The sequence below is a fragment of the Paenibacillus sp. J22P218 genome (genome assembly GCF_056269195.1).
The window spans coordinates 129268-146517 of record NZ_JBWDNL010000009.1; the positions used below are offsets into that span (position 1 = coordinate 129268).

Sequence of the window (17250 nt, forward strand, 5' to 3'; positions counted from 1 at the left end):
CGTCGCACCGCCCCGCAGCTCTCTGTTGTCGCCGCCCTTAGAGGCTGACGAGCGATCCCGGATGAACTTTACTAATCCTGATCTTTGCGTTTGTTAATATGTTGTTGAAGGTTTGTTGCTTATTATATGCTTCGGCAAGTTATCTGTCAATTTCGTTATGAGAAAAAATGAGCTAGCTAGCTCCCACCGACCATGCTTCCAGCGACAAGCCCGGATCGGCTTTCAGATCAAGGTCGCTGTATTCGCCGCGCTTCAGCTTAAGGCTCGCAGCCGCGCCGATCATGGCTGCATTATCCGTACAAAGCGGCAACGGCGGAATAAGAAGCGGGACATTGTCTGCCTCGCACTTCGCTTGCAAGGAAGTTCGCAACCCGCGATTAGCTGCTACACCGCCGCAAAGCAATAGCTGCTTGGCACCATATTGCTTAACCGCACGCAGCGCCTTCGTAACCAACACCTCGATGACGGACTCTTGGAAGCCGCGGGCAAGCGCTGCTTCGTTCAGTTCAAGCCCCTTCATCTTCGTCTGGTTAATGACAGCAAGAACGGCGGACTTGAGGCCGCTGAAGCTAAAGTCATAGCTGTCTGCTTCAAGCCATGCGCGCGGAAGCGGGACAGCCTCCTCCGCTTCGCTTGCCAAGCGGTCAATATAAGGTCCTCCCGGATACGGCAACCGCAAAGCTCGCGCCACCTTATCATACGCTTCGCCGACAGCATCATCTCTCGTTCGACCGATCATTCGGAAGCTGCCTTCGCTCTCCAGCAATACGAGCTCGGTATGTCCGCCCGATACGACAAGCGCCATGCATGGATATACCATCTCGGCGACAAGCTCATTGGCGTAGATGTGTCCGGCAATATGATGCGTTCCGATAAGCGGAATATCGAGCGCCATCGCAAGTGTCTTAGCTGCTACGATTCCAACGAGCAATGCACCGACAAGGCCAGGACCTTGGGTAACCGCAATCGCCGAAATATCGTTTAGCGTCAGACCTGACTCTTTGACGGCCTGCTCCATAATGACAGTAATCGACTCTACATGCTTACGGGAAGCAATCTCCGGAACGACGCCGCCAAAGCGCTCATGAATGTCGATTTGGCTCGATACGACATTCGACAATATATGTTTGCCGTTACGAATAACAGCTACGGATGTCTCATCGCAGCTCGTCTCTATGGCTAATATAATCTGATCCTCTGAACCGAGGCTTGTTCTTTTCTCTAGATGACTCACTGTTACAGCTCCTCTGTCTTCAGCCGTTCACGATCGAGCTCCGCCCACATAATGAGCGCATCCTCGTCGTTGTCCGAATAGTAGCGCGGCCGAATGCCGGAAGGCTCGAAACCGTGCTTTCGGTATAGCCGCTGCGCAATTTCGTTCGACACCCGAACCTCCAGCGTCATTTTGGCAGCGCCAAAAAACACTGCCGTCCGCTGAAGCTCTCCAAGCAGAAGATCTCCCAGACCTTGTCCGCGGTAGTCATCGCGCACGGCAATATTCGTCACATGCGCCTCATCCATAATGATCCACATGCCGCCGTAACCAATAATTTCACCGCTTAATTCCATGACCATATATTTGGCGAACATATTGTTCATCAGCTCATTCGTGAACGCCTCAGTCGTCCACGGGCTGGAGAATGCCTCTTCCTCAATCGCCACAATTGCAGCAATGTCGGCAAGCGCCATGAAGCGGAATTCTAATTGATTGACGTCTACGCTCATCCTTTTACGCCCTCTTCCGCTTGCTTCGCTTTCAGCTTCACTTCAGCCTCTGTAAGCTGCGTATAATTAGGAGCGAAGGTGTGAACATCATCAGTAACACCGGCTGCCAACAGCTGCTGGCCTAGATAAGCAATCCAGCGCCCTTCTAGTACATAGGGCTGCCTAATGATCTCAATCCCATTCGCCGCTCCTAATTCATGCAGACGTTCTGCTTCCGCTTCGTGCTGAGAGAGATCGCCGGCCAGCCATATCTGGCTTACTGGCGAGGAAGACTGCTGCGTCACCTCAGTTGCCCGCCCAATAACGTCATCCACCCAATTGTGCATAAGCTTAACAGCATCATTCTCCCATCGCTCCCAAGCGCCACCTGCAGTCATACGGAAGCCCGCGGTGTATACCTGTCCGCGCCTTGCGTCCATTATTGGGAGCACCCACTTCTCGCCGGAAACAGGCAACGATGCATGCGATGATTCGCTACCATGCTGTAATGCGCCGTAAGCGACTGCTTCCAGGCTTGACACACCGACAAGCGGCTTATTCCATACCCATGCGAGCGTCTTGGCGACGGACACGGCGATCCGCATACCCGTATACGAGCCCGGTCCTTTGCCTACCGCAATGCCGGCCAGCGATTGCTCGTTCACGCCGCAGCTTGCCAGCAGCTGCTTCAGATGCGTAACGACATGGACGGAGTGGTTGCGTTCTGCTAACGACTGTATCTCGCCGAGAACATTATGGCCTAGAACAACCGCTGCTGCCATCGATGCCGTCGACGTATCCAGCGCTATGACAGGCCCTTCGATCGATTTCATATCCTGCTGTTCCAATCTCATTCGCTTGCTCCTATCTCAAGTAAAGCTTCACACCAATCTGCGTACAGCTCACCATACCCAGTCAATGCGATGCGTCTAGATTCCTCGCCTGTATGTTCAATGAACAGCTCCAGCCTGTCCGGCGGCAACAGTTCTTTAATTAAGCTCGCCCACTCCACGATCGTCACGCCGCTGCCGTAGAAATAATCGTCCAAGCCAAGCTCGTCCGCCTCTTCCATTGACAGCCTGTATACATCCATATGATAAAAAGGGAGGCTTTCCCCCATATATTCCTTAATGATGGTGAAGGTCGGACTGTTCACAACGCCGTTAACGCCGATCGCCTTCGCGAACGCTTGCGAGAATCTCGTCTTGCCCGCGCCCAGATCACCGTCCAGCGCGATCATCGTACCTGGCTTCGCCCATGCGGCCAACTGCTCCGCCAGCCTGATTGTATCTTGCTCGGTATGGGCAAGCCAACTGCCCTGTCCTATCCTTTGCTGCATCGATGTCACCTGCTTTTTTTATCGCTCGAAATGATTATAGCCGCGCTTCTCCAGCGCGACTCTTTTCTCTTGTATATTGCTATGACTGCTGCCCGTTGCGCGGGCGCGCACTAGATCAACCTTGGCATCACCAGCTTCGACCTCGCCGATGATAAAGAATGGAATACCTTCCTGACGGAATGAATCCAGGGTCGCTTTGGCTGACGCTTTGTCTATTGTTCCCAGCAATACGTAATCTTCTCCGCCATAAAGCATCCAATCGAGTGGATCTATGCCTGCTTCCGAGGCATAAGCCGCCATACTGCCGCTTCGTGGCAGCTCCGTCTCGTGCAGCACAATCCGCACGCCCGACGCCGCGGCGATCTCCCACGCTTCGCTGGCGAGTCCATCGCTAACATCGTTAAGCGCATGACAGGAGCCATGCGCGGCAAGCAGACGGCCAGCCCTTACGGACGGCGCCGGCCTTCGGTGCGCTTGCACGATAACGGGATGCGCAGCTTCCGCAGCGCCATCCTCCCTCTGTGCAAGCAGCGCATGCAGACCGGCCGCCGACATGCCGACGGCTCCGGTCACGAATACAGCGTCGCCCGGCTTAGCGCCAGAGCGGCGCAGCGCAAGCGATGCCTCGACCGTTCCCGTCACGGTCACGGATATAACCATATGCGCCGGCGCAGACGTCGTATCGCCGCCGATCACGGCAACCCCGTAGCGCTCGGCGCACGCGTACAACCCGTCATACAGCCGCCGCATCCGCTCCGGCCCCCATGTACGAGGTACGCTGACTGACACGAGCGCATGCAACGGCACGCCGCCCATGGCGGCAATATCGCTGACATTCGCGGCCAGCGCCTTGTAGCCGATATCCTCTTCGCGCATCGTCACATCATTGAAGTGGACGGTTTCCACCATCGTGTCAACCGCCAACAGCATCTGCTTCGGCGCGGCAACGCCGTCCTCTGCCAGCAAGTCGTCGACAATTGCCGTGTCGTCGCCGATCCCAAGCACGACGCCTCGCCGCTGCTGCCAATCGGCGCTCTGCCGCGCCCCCGTCCAATGATGAATGCTTGCAAATTCATCCAATGCTTTGCACTCCTTCGCTGCCCCTCTTGCCTGTTAATGAATATCGCGTTTCTTGAACCGTCCGCCCTTCACGTCATGGATATTGCCTACTGCGAGGAAAGCGATAGGATCGAGCTCGTTCACGATCGACTTCATCTTCGCTTCCTCGAGTCGCGTGATGACGCAGAAGATAACCCGCTTGCTGCCTCCGGTGAAGCCGCCTTCCCCGTGCAAATAAGTAACGCCGCGGCCAAGACGGTTCATGATCGCGTCACCGATCTCCTTCCACTCCTCGCTAATGATCCATACCGCTTTCGATTCATCGAAGCCCTCGATCGTAATATCGATCATCTTATAAGCAATGTAATAGGCAATAAGCGAATACATCGCCCGATCCCAACCGAACACGAAACCTGCACTGCTTAGAATGAATAGGTTAAGGAACATAACCGTTTCGCCGACGGAAAGGGGAATCTGCTTATTGAACACAATCGCTACAATCTCGGTACCGTCGAGCGATCCGCCGAAGCGGATGACCATGCCGACGCCAACGCCGAGAATTACCCCGCCGAATATTGCGGCAAGAAAGGGCTCAACAGTCAGTGGGGGCACGGGGTGAAGAAGCGCCGTTCCGATCGACATAACCGATACTCCATATAGGGTAGACATCGCGAACGTCTTGCCAATCTGCTTGTAGCCAAGAAATAAGAAGGGAAGATTAAGAATAAATAAGAAAAGTCCGAGCGGCCATTCCGTCAAATGAGAGGCGATGATGGAAATGCCCACAATACCGCCATCAATAATGTGGTTAGGAACCAAAAAAATTTCAAGCCCCACTGCGACTAAAGAAGCTCCGAGTGTAATGAACAGCACTCGTCTAAGCAAGTCCAGCTTGGAGAGCTTATGATGCTGCAATGTTGCCATCTACGCACGCACATCCCCTATCGGTCTTTACTCATTATTTTACCTTAATCCTCCTACATATTCAAAGAAAAAACGGAAAGCCTCCCAAGCAGACGGCTGTTGCCGTACTGCCCGGAAGGCCCTCGCATGTTCCAAACAAATGTTAACCAATAACCGCAAAAGCCTCTACGCCGGCAGGAATCGTCCTCGTGCGGAACACGACACCGCTGTTATCATACAGCTGTACCGTATACGGAACTCTTGTCAGCGTCTCAACGCGACTGAAGAATACGACCCCGAAACGATCAAAGAACGCAGTCTGCACGAGCGTCGATCCTTGATATAATGCAGCATTGAATCCCGTCGTATTGAACGGCACGCCATTTCCATCGACCCAAAGCACTGTCAACCGATTCAGATACGGTCCGAGCGGCTGTGTCGCGCCAGTCGTTCTTTTGATAACCTTTTTCTTGCCTTTCGCGCCGTAAAATGGCGGCCTCACTCTATTCGCCATTTCTCTCACTCCTCTGCATCCATATGCAATAACATATGCAGAGAGGACTAAGCGCGTATGGTCAGGCTCCTAGAGGACAGAACCTATATTTATTCGTCGCTTGCGAAAGGCTACAGCTCTTTCACAATCGTAATATGCAGTTCATCTTTCAACTCGATCTCGTAAGGAGACGCCGGCTCTGTGCCATCCGCTTCCGTAATGATCCGAACGCGAGGCCGGTGTACGGCAAGTTCGTTATTTTCCGAAACGACGCCTATCTGCCCTGTGCTAAGCTGCAGCGTAGTCGCAACCGGATAAATCGATATATGCTTGCAAAAAAGCTTAATTAAATCAATATCAAAAAATGTGCCGCCAGCCGCGAACAAAAACTCGATCGCTTCGCTGGACGTATACCGTTTACGATGCGGCCTAGGCGAAGTCAATGCATCGAATGTATCAGCTAGTCCAACGATCTGGGCATACATATGAATCTCGTTTCCTTTAAGACCGCGCGGGTAACCCGTGCCGTTGAAGCGTTCATGGTGCTGCAAAGCGCAATGTGCCGATACGATCGAGATGTCGTGGTATTTGCGCAATATCTCGAACCCTTCGGTTGTATGATTCCGTACAAGAGCATGCTCATCCGGCGTCAGTCTGCCTTCTCGGGAGAGGATGCTTGCCGGCACCTTCGTCATTCCGATATCAAATAGCAGCGCCCCGATACCGAGTTCTTCAAGCTGATTGCGGTTAAAACCTTTGGCAATCCCCATGATCCCGGCAAGAACAGCAACATTGAACGAATGCTGAAATAAATAATTATCTTTGGAGTGGATGCTTGTCAGATTGACGAGCAGGTTCGGCCGCGTGCTAAGATCGGACATAATCTGCCCGAACACAGAGCGGAATGTCCGTCCCATATCCGGCGCGATCGTTCTTCCCTTTAGGTTGTTAGGCTCCTTGAAGGCGTTCATCGTTTTGTAGATCGCATCGACCGCTTGCTTGCGCGTCTCGTCTCTGACCGTTTCCTCGGGAATAAGATCGACCGTCTTCCCGTCCTCAACGAACAAAAAATCGATGCCCAAACCGCGCAATCGATCGATATAGCGATCATTCAATTCGATACCCTCGCCCAAGAGTACGCTTCCATTTTCTTGAAAAATAGGTTTTGCCAGTTTATCTCCGGGCTTTACCAGTTCAATTTGCACTTTTCTCATTTCGACCAGTTCCCGCTTTCAACAGTTATAAAGCTCTTAGTAGATTTTTATTTTATCAGAAATCGGTCAGATTGACTACGATAAGAAGAAAGACCAATAGTCCGAAAGCTCTGCCTTCGGACCACATGATTAAGCCAGCTTGCGCTTGACGATTCTGTTCCTGCCATTGTACTTAGCTTCATATAAAGCGGAATCGGTTTGAGCTAATATTTCCCTTAAGTAAGCTTTCGGATCTTCAATGACAGATGGTTCGAAGTGCTCAATGGTCACAACGCCCATACTAATCGTAACGGAGATAGACTGCTCTCCTGTTCCAATATGTACTCTGTTACTCTCAACGGCTTCTTTCACTAGCTCCGCAATAAGATCTGCCTGCTCGCGATTCGTATGCGGCAAGTATACGGTGAATTCCTCCCCGCCGTATCGCGCAAGTATATCGGTCTTTCGCAGAGCGCCTTTCACGGCATTGACCGTGCTGCATAACACCTCGTCGCCGACGAGATGACCGTATTTATCATTAATTAATTTAAAGTAGTCCAAATCGAACAAGAAAATGGAGAATGAAATGCCGAACTTCAAGTTCATCAGCACCTCTTGCTCCAATTGCAGCAGCAAGTAACGGCGATTGTAGCAGCCGGTCAAGCCATCCGTGATCGCCATTTGCTCCAGCTTCTTATTCGCCTGAGACAGCTCGTCCTGCATAAGCATTAAGTCCCTGTTGCGATCATGCAGCTGTGTGTTATGCCGATTCGACTCTTCCACTAGAAGCCTTAGTTCCGTTACGTCCTGGAACGTAAGCACTCGGCCGATCGCCGCTCTTCTTTGGTCCAAAATCGGAGCCGACTGAATGATGATGTGACGGAAACGATCATGCTCCAGCTCCAGCTCGAATTCCACGCGATCCATTGGACGGTTGCGAACCTCATTGAAGAACGCTTCGAACTCTTTCGCCGCTTCTTCCTTGAACGTGGCAGCAATCATTGCGGTGTCCAGCTTATCACCGATGCGCAGCCTGATAATTGGCTTAATGACCTTATTCACTTCAATAATCGTCTCGAATTCGTCCAGGACGATAATACCCGTTGACATCGTATTGATCACATCGCGCTGGGCAATTTGGATAATATCCAACACTTTGTTCCGGCCAATCGCGTGAACCAAATAAATAGCAGTAAGCGCCATACCGACCGATATTAGAGGCACATAGTGATCCAAGTGGTCTATGAACATAACATTAACGAATAGGTCGGCCAGTGAGAACAGCAGCTGTGTCATCAGTCCAATTAACACGGTTCTAACTAACGTCCGGTACCTCTTGGAATCAGAGGTCCGAAGCTTATAGATCATAATAGCGAATGAAACAGCCACATAAACGAGAAGCTGTCCAATCATGACCCAATAAAGCGGACCATGCTGAAGCTGCTTCTCGGATTCAATTGTATCGTTAATGGAAAGAAACATGCCGCTTGGGTTGATTATGATTGCCGCAACCGAAACAAGCGCAGGTATAGCCATCATGAATATACGGCTCTTCCTAACGACGTACGATTGGCCTGTAGAAAACACCGTTAATACGAACCAACCGACGCCAAGCAAAGAGAGACCAACATAGGAGCCCGATAAATACAACAGCTGATATCCAGAGTTGCTGGTAGTCTGCGCTACAAATTGACATATCGGCCATATCATAAAGATGATATGGAGCAATAAATAAATGCGATGCAGCACAGTAATGGAATTGGAAGAAAAAACATAAAAAAATAAGCAGAACAAAATGAGAAACATTGCCGGGTCTATCCAGAACATCCATCCCAATTCGGTTCACCCATCCATCGTAATAGCCATCTTCTTCCATTGTATCAAATCTAATTGGGAACGACAATCTACTAATTTGAGTGTGCAACGCTTTCAGTAGGCTTGCAGTTGGCTTATCGTCCAGGCAAGCGGTCAGACAGCGCTCTCTCCAAAGTTGGCGATACATGTAAGAAACTCTTGAACTGTTCATACTGCTCCCATTTCTTATCCGAGAAGGTGAGCTTTTCTCCGCGCACGGCACGGATCAACAAATTTTTGGGTGTATGCTCCGGGTCAACGAACTCCAGCATCGAAACCTTGTAGCCAAGCGATTCGAGCAACGTTCCTCTTGCAGCATCAGTGGCAAGCGCAGCAAATCGCTCCTTCAGCAAGCCTTGCGACAAAATCGGCGAAAGCACATCATTGTCGATCTGCCGGAACAGCTCATGCTGGCAGCAGGGTACTGACATAATGACAGAAGCATCCCAGTTCACGGCCTTCGCAAGCGCCATATCCGTAGCAGTGTCGCACGCATGCAGCGTAACGACCATATCGGCTGACTGCAGTTCTTCGTATTCTGCAATATCGCCAACAAGGAAGCGCAGCTTATCATAACCAAGCTTACCGGCAAGCTCATTGCAGAATGCGATAACGTCCGCTTTGAGATCAAGTCCGACAACTTGAATGCTCCGCTTCTGCTGGGTTGCAAGCAGATGGTATAAGGCGAACGTCAAATACGACTTGCCGCAGCCAAAATCAACGATCGTCAGCTCGCGATCCTTAGGCAAATAATCGAGCACATCCGTCACCATCTCGAGGAATCGATTGATCTGACGGTACTTGTCCTGTTTCTTCGCATGCACCTTGCCGTCAGGAGTCATAATGCCCAGCTCAACGAGGAACGGTGCAGCGTTGCCTTCCTCGATAACGCGCTGCTTCTGTCGGTTATGATCGAGATTAGCCTGCTTCACCGCTCCAGTCGGAGCATTCGACAGTATCGTCGCCTTGCCTTTCTTGTTGAAAAGCATTTGAATATCCGCGGAAGGCGTCTTAATAAGCGCTTGTTTGTACTGCTCTTCTAGCAATCCAGTTATACGTTCCGCAGCTTGACCCTCCGCAACGTTCTCATGCAGCACTTTGCTCGCGAAATGGGATTCAAATTGGTAATGCATGCCGCTCTTCAGCTGCACCTTGCGAATGACGGTCTTTGGTGCTGCATTTCCATCCTTGCGGCGCAAACCGCTCAGCGTAGCCTGCATCAGCTCGTCCTTGCCGATCCAATCATATATATGTTGCTGCCATTGCTCTGTCATACTATCGATCCACTCCTACTATTTCTCTATTCAGCCCAGCTTATATTGGTCATTCAGCTCGCGAAGTCCTTGCTCAATCTCCGCTCTTGGCAATCCCCCGGCAACAAGCCGTTCATCGTCCTGCAGCAGCAGGCGGCGATAAATGTCTGTCGCGTCCGCTGCCGAGAGAACCCTGTCATCTAACAGCTCATGCATCATGTTCTCCACCTGATCATAACGCCCTTCCGCTTCATGCCATGTAGACAGCAGCTTCTTCGTATGCACAGGAAGCTCGTAGGGCAGAAGCTCCTCCAGCAGCTCAGCGATCTGTTCGTTCGGATTCACAATGACTGTCTCCGTATCCGCTAACGATAGCCTTAGAAAAAGATGAAGCGCCTTGATCGACAGCACGAAGCTCTCGTCCTCTCGTCCAAGTTCAGCATGAAGCTCTGCCTCCTGCCGCACAAGTATTGCAATCGCACCCAATTGATCCGCCTCAAGCAAACCGTTCGTTGTCATCATGCGAACCAAATCCTCATCGGATAACGATCGAATGAGCTTGCTGCTGAGACGAAATCGCTTATCGAGCAGCTCATCAAGCACAAGCAGCGCTTCCTCCTGCTTCCTCTCTCGTCTGAGCTGCAGGATCTGACCGACAGCCTCTGTCATCTGCTCAATCATCCGCATGAAATAATCCCGTTGGAACAATGACTCTCACTCCCTACTTCTTCAACGTATCCGCGAACTTGCTGATGATCGCAGTCAGTTCTTCCGGCTGCTCCACCATTCCCATATGACCGGATGCCTCCAATAAATGCTGAACGGCATGCGCACCAGCAGCCGAGAACGTGCTCTCCGCGGGAATGACCCCATCGGCAGCTCCCGCTACGAGCAGCACCGGCAAGGACGTTGACTTCACAACCACTGTACGGTCCGGACGTTGCTTCATGCCTCTAGCCGTGCCGATCGCGCCTTGAAGCGAGGTTGCATAACCGATCTGCTTGCCGCGCTCGAGATCCGCTTGTCTAGCCGCAGCATGCTCCGGAGCGAATAGCTTCGGAATGAGTCCATCCACGAACGGCTTAACTCCGTCTTGCTGAAGCGACGCCGCAGCTTTGTCGCGATTAAGCTTAGCCGCCTCACTGTCTTCTTTGGCTGTTGAATGGATAAGGCCAAATCCGCTTAAACGCTCCTCATATTTCTCTGCGAAAGCAAGTGTTATATAACCGCCAAGCGAGTGACCGAGCAGACATGCTTTGTCGATACCCAGCTTCTCCAGCAATCCCGCCACATCGCCTGCATACGTCTCCATCGCATACACTTCATCGTCTGATGCTGCGCTTAAGCCATGTCCTCTTGCATCAGGCGCAATAACGCGCGCCGTACGCGACAAAGCGCCAACCACGCGTTCCCAATAGGCAGAGCTGCCGCAATACCCGTGCAGCAGTACGATTACATTGCCGGTCTTGTCAACATCAACAGCAGACGACAATGAAGAGTCATAATAAGCAAGCTCAATACCATTAATCAGCTCAACCTTAGCATTTGCTATCGAAATCAACTGTTGTTCTTCTCCGTTGCTCATCGTAGACACGCTCCTCTATACGTTTGTTTCTAGTATGGAATAGACAGCTTGATCGTTTCATCATCTTCGCTTATCGCCTTAGTCCCCGGTTGACTCCAGGCCTGCTCTGCCGCTACGGCTACCTTGCCCGCCATCTGCATAACGAGGTGCAGCGACGTTGTCTGAAGCTTCCAATACGCTTTCGGGCCATTCATGTTCACGACGCCGGCAATACTATAATGTCCTACCGACGGCAATTGTCTGCCTATCGCTTTGCCCGGCTGCAGCGCTCGTGCGGCTGCGATGAAGCTTCCAATCGATTTCGGATGTCCTAGACAGGCATCAACGGCAATTACCGTATCGCTTTCTTCTATAGATGCCTGTGCCTGTAAAACGGAATGCGCGTCGCAAGGCTCTGCCAGCGTGCCAATGACGCGCGGCCAACCACGCTCTTGAAGCAGCGTTCCAACGAGCGGACCGAATGCATCACCCGTCGATCGATCGGTACCGATACAGATGAATACGATGCGATTCCGATCAGGCTGATGCTTCGAAATGCTTTGAAAAAATTCAAGAAGTTCGTTATGTTCAAATTCAATTGTCATATTAATGCCTCGCACTCTATCGTTCCTCTATTCGGGTATTGCATTGATTGTATCCAATTTCGGGCTTCGCTTCAATTGATGAGCATCCCGTCTCAAAAAATGATACAATGTCGGAAACACCTATATAAGACATGTGTCGCTATTCGAACGGCACAGCAATTGAAGGAGGCATTATGATGAACAATCTAGAATCCCCAACCGAAGAAAACATCGAGTTCATGATCGAGACCATTAAAGCCAAGCTCAAGATGGCTTCCGCAGCCGCGATGCAGGCTTCTTCTTTTAAAGTTGAACAGTATGAGGATATTAAAGATCTATATGATGTTGTCGCATCGAAAGAAAAGTTCAGCATCAGCGAAGTGGAAGCGCTCGTGTCTGAGCTAGGCAAGCTGCGGGGCAAATAGCATTTATTATCAACCAATTATTACGTCTCCATTTTTTAACTTACATTTTATACCATTAACAGACAATATATCACAGAAAACGACAAAAGAACCGAGCGCAGTTATGACATGACTGCCTCGGTTCTTTGTGGTCGCTTCCTATTCTTGCTCATCTGCCGTCGTTTCAGCAGCTACAATAGACAGCTTAATCGTAACGTCCTTAAGCTCTCCCTTGAGGAAGTGAGCAATTCGCTCCAGCTTATCCGCAAGCTGCGGCCCGCTAAGCGTCGTATTCAAGTGATAGTCGAAACTGTCGGCAGGCAGTCTTGTCTCCTGCAGGTAAGACGGTTGGCCTCTCCAGCCGCGTTCCCCATTTGCACCGCTTTGGTTCAATAATTGCTCCTGGACAGGATAGAATTTATCGGATTTGTTCACTACGCGTTCGTAAATGCGCAGCTTCTTCAACAGCATATAATATTGAGCGGAATGCTTGAAATTCCAAGCCTCTCGAATGTCCTTCAGCGTGTAATCCATCTTCCATCTTTTCAACTTCTCTACTTGCTCGTCTGTGCTCAGCTCCAAAAACTCATCTAACGGAATCATCTTCTCGGTCATATCGATCCTCCTGATAAATTGTAAGTAACGTCAACAAAGTGAATTATGCAATAAGCAATGTTTTTCATATAAAAAATACCATAAATTTTTGCAGTTTACAAATTAATAATTTATTATTAAACAGACAACTGTATATTAAAGGTCAGTTTTTGCAAAACGAAAAAGAAGAAGCAACCAGATTGGCATGCTTCTTCAAATATTGTTTAAGCCTTTTGCAAGCCCATAGAAGAAAGGAATCGTTCGAAAGCGGCAGCGCCATCGGCAGTCCGCTTGAATACGCCGGCATCCTTCAGCACCTCAAGAAACTTATCACCGGTCTCTGCTTCCACGATTACTTGCGCCTGTTCAGGCGTGCAAGCCGTTCCGAACCGCGCTACAAGCTCTCTCAGCCATGCTGCATGCTTGTTCAGCGGGTGTGCTGCTTCGTCCAGCCCTGCGTCGCTCTCGCCCGTCAAATAGGCAGCGATCTGCTCCAGCTCCTCCTTTAATCGTCCCGGAAGAACCGCAAGTCCCATCACTTCGATAAGGCCGATATTTTCCTTCTTGATGTGATGCAGATGCTTATGCGGATGGAAGATGCCGTCCGGATGCTCTTCGCTCGTACGGTTGTTGCGAAGGACAAGATCAAGCTCATATTCGCCGTTATCTCTCAGACGGGCGATCGGCGTGATGGTATTGTGCGGAATGCGATTACCGCCGTCCTGCTCCGTAAAGGCCCGAACATCGGCTGCCTCGTCGCTATAGCCCCGCCACTCATCGAGCATGCGGCAAGCTGCGCTGTGCACCTCAATCTTATCGGCGCCAGACAGACGAACGACCGACATTGGCCAGCTCACGATGCTATAGCTTACACCCGGATGTTTCGGATCGGTAAAGCTGCTGTCTGCGGAAGCAACCTCCATAGGGAACACGTGACGCCCAGCCTGGTAATGGTCATGGCTAAGAATCGAGCCGCCAACGATCGGCAGATCGGCGTTCGAGCCAACGAAATAATGCGGGAACTGTTGGGCGAAATCAAGCAGTCTCGCGAATGAGGTATGCGTAATAACCATCGGCTCGTCTTTGCCCTTGAACACGATGCTATGCTCGTTGTAATACACATAAGGCGAATACTGGAAGAACCATTCCTCTCCTTGAAGCGAGAGGGGCACGACCCGCAAGTTTTGGCGAGCCGGATGATCGGCACGGCCGGCATAACCTACATTGGCGATGCTGAGCAGGCTCTTCGGATATTTCGACTGCGGAAGCGTCTTAAGCAGCGCAATTTCTTTCGGATCCTTCTCCGGCTTCGACAGATTGATCGTAATTTCCAGCTTTCCGTACTCCGTTGGGTGAAGCCAGTAGTTGTTCTTGCGAATGCGGTCCATTCGAATGTAGTTCGAATCGATGCTCAGACGGTAGAAGGCGTCTGTTGCCGCCTTAATGCCTTCCGCTGCAGCCAGACGCTGGAATGCGGCAGCGGCCTCGGAAGCGCGCGGCATGATGAGCCCCATAATTCTCGCGTCAAGCAAATCTCGGAACGTCGTCGTGTTGTCTGGAATTAACCGGATGGCATAGCCGTAATCAAGCAGCGGCTCGAGCAGTTCCACGGCGCTCTCCAACCGCTCGGAAGGGACCTCTCCCTCCATTGGCTCGGTGAATTGGAATAGATCCAGCAGGGCGTTGCGGCCAGCATGCACATCAAGCGAGTCAATCATGCCCCGCTGCTTCGCGAATTGAAGCAGACGTTCTATAAGCAGCAGCGCATCTTCGGCACTCACAGCTGGTGCCTGCGCTTGCAGTTCGGTTGTCATACGGTATTGCTCCCTTCTCTATCTGAAACAGCTATCGCCGTCAGAAGACGGCGATAGCTGACGTATTACTTGTCGTTATAGCCCTTAGGATTAGCCGAATGCCAGTTCCAAGCGCTTTGAATAATATCTTCGAGCTTATTGCGCTTCGGATTCCAGCCAAGCTCCTTGCGAGCGCGATCCGACGAAGCGACGAGCACGGCAGGATCGCCTGCGCGGCGAGCTTCCATAACTGCCGGAATCTCTTTGCCCGTTACGGCACGCGCGATGTCGATTACTTGCTTAACCGAGAAGCCTTGGCCGTTGCCTAGGTTGTAGACGGCGCTGTCCGCTCCGCTGCGAAGGCGGTCTACGGCAAGCACATGCGCATCAGCCAAGTCGCTTACATGGATGTAGTCGCGGATACAAGTGCCGTCTTCCGTAGCGTAGTCTTCGCCGAATACCGAAATATGCGGACGCTGTCCAAGCGCTGCTTGAAGCACGATAGGAATCAGATGCGTCTCCGGGCTATGATCCTCGCCGATCTTGCCGCTCTCATGAGCGCCTGCTGCGTTGAAGTAGCGCAGCGATACGAACTTGATGTTGTGGGCCACATCGAACCACTTCATCATTTTTTCCATCGCAAGCTTCGTTTCGCCGTATGCGTTCGTCGGCAGCGTACGATCGAACTCGTCGATTGGCACGCTCTCAGGCTCGCCGTAAGTAGCCGCAGTTGACGAGAATACGATTTTGCGGACATTGTATTCATTCATCTTCTCAAGCAGGCACAACGTACCGAATACGTTATTGTGATAGTACTTGCCTGGGTCCTTCATGCTTTCGCCGACCAGCGAGTTCGCCGCGAAGTGGATGACCGCATCGATCTCGTTCTCTTGGAACACGCGGTCAAGGAATGCCGCGTCGCGAAGATCGCCTTCATATAGCTTGCCGCCAAGCAGAGCTTGCTTATGCCCTTGCTGCAGATTGTCCACGACGACGATTTCTTCGCCGCGCTCCTGCAATGCCGCTACCGCGTGGGAACCGATATATCCGGCTCCTCCTGTTACTAATACTGCCATTGTTCATTTCCCCTCTCTATAGCTCGTTAATTGTTATTGCCCGTACCCTATATAGCGTTACACCAAGCGCTCTACGCCGTTGCCGATGGAGCATACATAGAAGTCGGCTTTCAGGCCGGTAGCCTCCGTATATTTGCTTCCCACTTCTTCTTTGAACGCTTCGATGCTGTCTTCGTGAACGAGCGATACCGTACATCCGCCGAAGCCCGCTCCCGTCATACGCGATCCGAGAACGCCAGGCACTTGGCGTGCAGCCGCTACCATCGAGTCAAGCTCATGTCCCGTCACTTCGTACAGATCGCGAAGCGAATCATGCGATCCGTTCATCAGTTGTCCGAATTGCTTCAGATCGTTGGCGCGAAGCGCCGTGATCGATTGCAGCACGCGGTCGATTTCTTCCACGACATGCTGCGCTCTATTGCGTACGATGTCGCTCTTAATTAAATGTTTGGCCGAATTGAACTGCTCAAGGCTGAGCTGTCCGAGCAATGTCAGCTCCGGATAAGCCGCCTTCAACTCTTCAACAGCTTGATCGCACTGGCTGCGGCGTTCATTGTATTTGGAATCGACGAGACCGCGGCGTTTGTTCGTATTGCCGATCACGAGCTGATAACCGCCCGGTTGGAACGGGATGAGCTCGTATTCCAACGTATCGCACATAAGCAAAATGGCATGGTCCGCTTTACCGTTGGCGACAGCGAACTGGTCCATTATGCCGCTATTGACGCCGTTGAATTCGTTCTCCGACTTCTGCGACAGAAGAGCGATCTTCACCTTGTCGATCTCGAGCCCTTCCAACGTTTGCAGGGCGAATGCCGTTACGACCTCGATGGAAGCCGAGGAGGACAAGCCTGCGCCGTTCGGAATCTCGCCATGGTAGAGCAAGTCATAGCCGTTCTTGAACGTGACGCCGCTCTGCTGAAGCATATAGACAATGCCTTTCGGGTAGTTCATCCAGTCGTCAGCGTCATCGTATGCGATCGAATCGATGGAGAACTGCTTCGATGCCGGGAAGTTCGTCGTTGCCAGACTGAGCTTGTTATCATCGCGCTTGCGGATAATTAGCGTCGTTCCGAAAGTTAATGCTGCCGGAAATACATAGCCGCCATTGTAGTCCGTATGCTCGCCAATAAGATTCACGCGGCCCGGTGCGTGGAATACTGCGATTTCATTACTGCCTTCGCCGTATTGCTGTATAAATTGTTGTGTCAGCGCTTGGAGATTTGCCATTTGCTATCACGATCCTTTTTCCTCGAATGTAGTTCAGCTAATGCTGGGTCGGCGTGGCCGCCGTTTTGACAGATCAACCGTTTGTTTCTGAACTTAGTATAAAATAACTGCTTCGAAAACAAAATGGCTCGAAGTGCTCTTTATATGGATTTATGTGACTTTCGTACCTTTGTCCAGACATGCTATCATGATCTTATCGCGTTACAT

General features: G+C 51.3%; 18 protein-coding genes. 1 reads left to right on the forward strand and 17 read right to left on the reverse strand.

All coding sequences use genetic code 11. The features are described 5' to 3' along the window. Positions 1–172 precede the first annotated feature (172 nt). From tsaD to yyaC, 13 genes are all read right to left on the reverse strand, one after another. Positions 173–1234 carry a tRNA (adenosine(37)-N6)-threonylcarbamoyltransferase complex transferase subunit TsaD gene (gene tsaD / locus AC0YN0_RS29105; RefSeq protein WP_475824435.1) on the reverse strand — a complete coding sequence of 354 codons (1062 nt, stop codon included), beginning with the start codon at positions 1232–1234 and terminating at the stop codon, positions 173–175. 2 nt (positions 1235–1236) lie between these two features. Continuing rightward, complete coding sequence (gene rimI / locus AC0YN0_RS29110) at positions 1237–1725, reverse strand: ribosomal protein S18-alanine N-acetyltransferase (protein ID WP_475824436.1); 489 nt, start codon at positions 1723–1725, stop codon at positions 1237–1239. Further along, entirely contained in the window at positions 1722–2558 is an 837-nt protein-coding gene (tsaB, locus tag AC0YN0_RS29115; RefSeq protein WP_475824437.1) for a tRNA (adenosine(37)-N6)-threonylcarbamoyltransferase complex dimerization subunit type 1 TsaB, read from the reverse strand. The genes rimI and tsaB overlap by 4 nt, the downstream gene beginning before the upstream one ends. Next, on the reverse strand, positions 2555–3043 hold the full coding sequence (gene tsaE / locus AC0YN0_RS29120) for a tRNA (adenosine(37)-N6)-threonylcarbamoyltransferase complex ATPase subunit type 1 TsaE (RefSeq protein WP_475824438.1): 489 nt from the start codon (positions 3041–3043) through the stop codon (positions 2555–2557). Before tsaE ends, tsaB begins: the two co-directional genes overlap by 4 nt. Before the next feature lie 18 nt (positions 3044–3061). Beyond that, a complete protein-coding gene (gene thiL / locus AC0YN0_RS29125) occupies positions 3062–4123 on the reverse strand; it encodes a thiamine-phosphate kinase (RefSeq protein WP_475824439.1) in 1062 nt (353 codons plus the stop codon). A 33-nt stretch (positions 4124–4156) separates the two neighbouring features. After that, a complete protein-coding gene (locus AC0YN0_RS29130; protein ID WP_475824440.1) occupies positions 4157–5026 on the reverse strand; it encodes a YitT family protein in 870 nt (289 codons plus the stop codon). A 142-nt stretch (positions 5027–5168) separates the two neighbouring features. Then, positions 5169–5519 (reverse strand): hypothetical protein, encoded by a 351-nt coding sequence (locus AC0YN0_RS29135; protein ID WP_442051359.1) that lies wholly within the window; start codon positions 5517–5519, stop codon positions 5169–5171. 110 nt (positions 5520–5629) lie between these two features. Further along, positions 5630–6712, reverse strand: coding sequence for an HD-GYP domain-containing protein (locus tag AC0YN0_RS29140; protein ID WP_475824441.1), 1083 nt, complete (start codon positions 6710–6712; stop codon positions 5630–5632). A gap of 129 nt (positions 6713–6841) precedes the next feature. Continuing rightward, positions 6842–8518 (reverse strand): histidine kinase N-terminal 7TM domain-containing diguanylate cyclase, encoded by a 1677-nt coding sequence (locus AC0YN0_RS29145; protein ID WP_475824524.1) that lies wholly within the window; start codon positions 8516–8518, stop codon positions 6842–6844. Between the two features lie 122 nt (positions 8519–8640). Then, positions 8641–9819, reverse strand: a complete 1179-nt coding sequence (locus AC0YN0_RS29150; RefSeq protein WP_475824442.1) for a class I SAM-dependent methyltransferase — start codon at positions 9817–9819, stop codon at positions 8641–8643. A 30-nt stretch (positions 9820–9849) separates the two neighbouring features. Then, entirely contained in the window at positions 9850–10506 is a 657-nt protein-coding gene (locus AC0YN0_RS29155; RefSeq protein WP_475824443.1) for a DUF6483 family protein, read from the reverse strand. A gap of 13 nt (positions 10507–10519) precedes the next feature. Next, the gene (locus tag AC0YN0_RS29160; protein ID WP_475824444.1) at positions 10520–11383 is read right to left on the reverse strand and encodes an alpha/beta fold hydrolase; all 864 of its coding nucleotides are present in this window, start codon (positions 11381–11383) and stop codon (positions 10520–10522) included. Between the two features lie 29 nt (positions 11384–11412). Then, complete coding sequence (yyaC, locus tag AC0YN0_RS29165; protein ID WP_475824445.1) at positions 11413–11967, reverse strand: spore protease YyaC; 555 nt, start codon at positions 11965–11967, stop codon at positions 11413–11415. A gap of 176 nt (positions 11968–12143) precedes the next feature. Here yyaC and AC0YN0_RS29170 point away from each other — a divergent pair, with 176 nt between their 5' ends. Continuing rightward, positions 12144–12371: a DUF1128 domain-containing protein gene (locus AC0YN0_RS29170; protein ID WP_442051396.1), complete on the forward strand. Its 228-nt coding sequence runs from the start codon at positions 12144–12146 to the stop codon at positions 12369–12371. A gap of 138 nt (positions 12372–12509) precedes the next feature. On the opposite strand, the gene AC0YN0_RS29175 is transcribed toward AC0YN0_RS29170, so the two are convergent. The 4 genes from AC0YN0_RS29175 to AC0YN0_RS29190 all read right to left on the reverse strand — a co-directional run bounded on the left by AC0YN0_RS29175 (position 12510) and on the right by AC0YN0_RS29190 (position 17043). Next, positions 12510–12965, reverse strand: a complete 456-nt coding sequence (locus AC0YN0_RS29175) for a hypothetical protein (RefSeq protein ID WP_475824446.1) — start codon at positions 12963–12965, stop codon at positions 12510–12512. A gap of 203 nt (positions 12966–13168) precedes the next feature. Beyond that, positions 13169–14758, reverse strand: coding sequence for a UDP-glucose--hexose-1-phosphate uridylyltransferase (locus tag AC0YN0_RS29180; protein ID WP_475824447.1), 1590 nt, complete (start codon positions 14756–14758; stop codon positions 13169–13171). 65 nt (positions 14759–14823) lie between these two features. Beyond that, the gene (gene galE, locus AC0YN0_RS29185) at positions 14824–15813 is read right to left on the reverse strand and encodes a UDP-glucose 4-epimerase GalE (RefSeq protein ID WP_475824448.1); all 990 of its coding nucleotides are present in this window, start codon (positions 15811–15813) and stop codon (positions 14824–14826) included. A gap of 57 nt (positions 15814–15870) precedes the next feature. Beyond that, positions 15871–17043: a galactokinase gene (locus tag AC0YN0_RS29190; protein WP_475824449.1), complete on the reverse strand. Its 1173-nt coding sequence runs from the start codon at positions 17041–17043 to the stop codon at positions 15871–15873. Between the last annotated feature and the right edge of the window lie 207 nt (positions 17044–17250).

Excerpts from the sequence above, each read along its gene's own strand:
- galE (WP_475824448.1), bottom strand. The coding sequence starts at position 15,813 with ATGGCAGTATTAGTAACAGGAGGAGCCGGATATATCGGTTCCCACGCG.
- AC0YN0_RS29175 (WP_475824446.1), bottom strand. The coding sequence starts at position 12,965 with ATGACCGAGAAGATGATTCCGTTAGATGAGTTTTTGGAGCTGAGCACA.
- AC0YN0_RS29170 (WP_442051396.1), top strand. The coding sequence starts at position 12,144 with ATGAACAATCTAGAATCCCCAACCGAAGAAAACATCGAGTTCATGATC.
- AC0YN0_RS29190 (WP_475824449.1), bottom strand. The coding sequence starts at position 17,043 with ATGGCAAATCTCCAAGCGCTGACACAACAATTTATACAGCAATACGGC.
- AC0YN0_RS29130 (WP_475824440.1), bottom strand. The coding sequence starts at position 5,026 with ATGGCAACATTGCAGCATCATAAGCTCTCCAAGCTGGACTTGCTTAGA.
- tsaB (WP_475824437.1), bottom strand. The coding sequence starts at position 2,558 with ATGAGATTGGAACAGCAGGATATGAAATCGATCGAAGGGCCTGTCATA.
- AC0YN0_RS29150 (WP_475824442.1), bottom strand. The coding sequence starts at position 9,819 with ATGACAGAGCAATGGCAGCAACATATATATGATTGGATCGGCAAGGAC.
- AC0YN0_RS29160 (WP_475824444.1), bottom strand. The coding sequence starts at position 11,383 with ATGAGCAACGGAGAAGAACAACAGTTGATTTCGATAGCAAATGCTAAG.
- rimI (WP_475824436.1), bottom strand. The coding sequence starts at position 1,725 with ATGAGCGTAGACGTCAATCAATTAGAATTCCGCTTCATGGCGCTTGCC.
- AC0YN0_RS29135 (WP_442051359.1), bottom strand. The coding sequence starts at position 5,519 with ATGGCGAATAGAGTGAGGCCGCCATTTTACGGCGCGAAAGGCAAGAAA.
- yyaC (WP_475824445.1), bottom strand. The coding sequence starts at position 11,967 with ATGACAATTGAATTTGAACATAACGAACTTCTTGAATTTTTTCAAAGC.
- tsaE (WP_475824438.1), bottom strand. The coding sequence starts at position 3,043 with ATGCAGCAAAGGATAGGACAGGGCAGTTGGCTTGCCCATACCGAGCAA.
- AC0YN0_RS29180 (WP_475824447.1), bottom strand. The coding sequence starts at position 14,758 with ATGACAACCGAACTGCAAGCGCAGGCACCAGCTGTGAGTGCCGAAGAT.
- AC0YN0_RS29145 (WP_475824524.1), bottom strand. The coding sequence starts at position 8,518 with ATGTTCTGGATAGACCCGGCAATGTTTCTCATTTTGTTCTGCTTATTT.
- AC0YN0_RS29140 (WP_475824441.1), bottom strand. The coding sequence starts at position 6,712 with ATGAGAAAAGTGCAAATTGAACTGGTAAAGCCCGGAGATAAACTGGCA.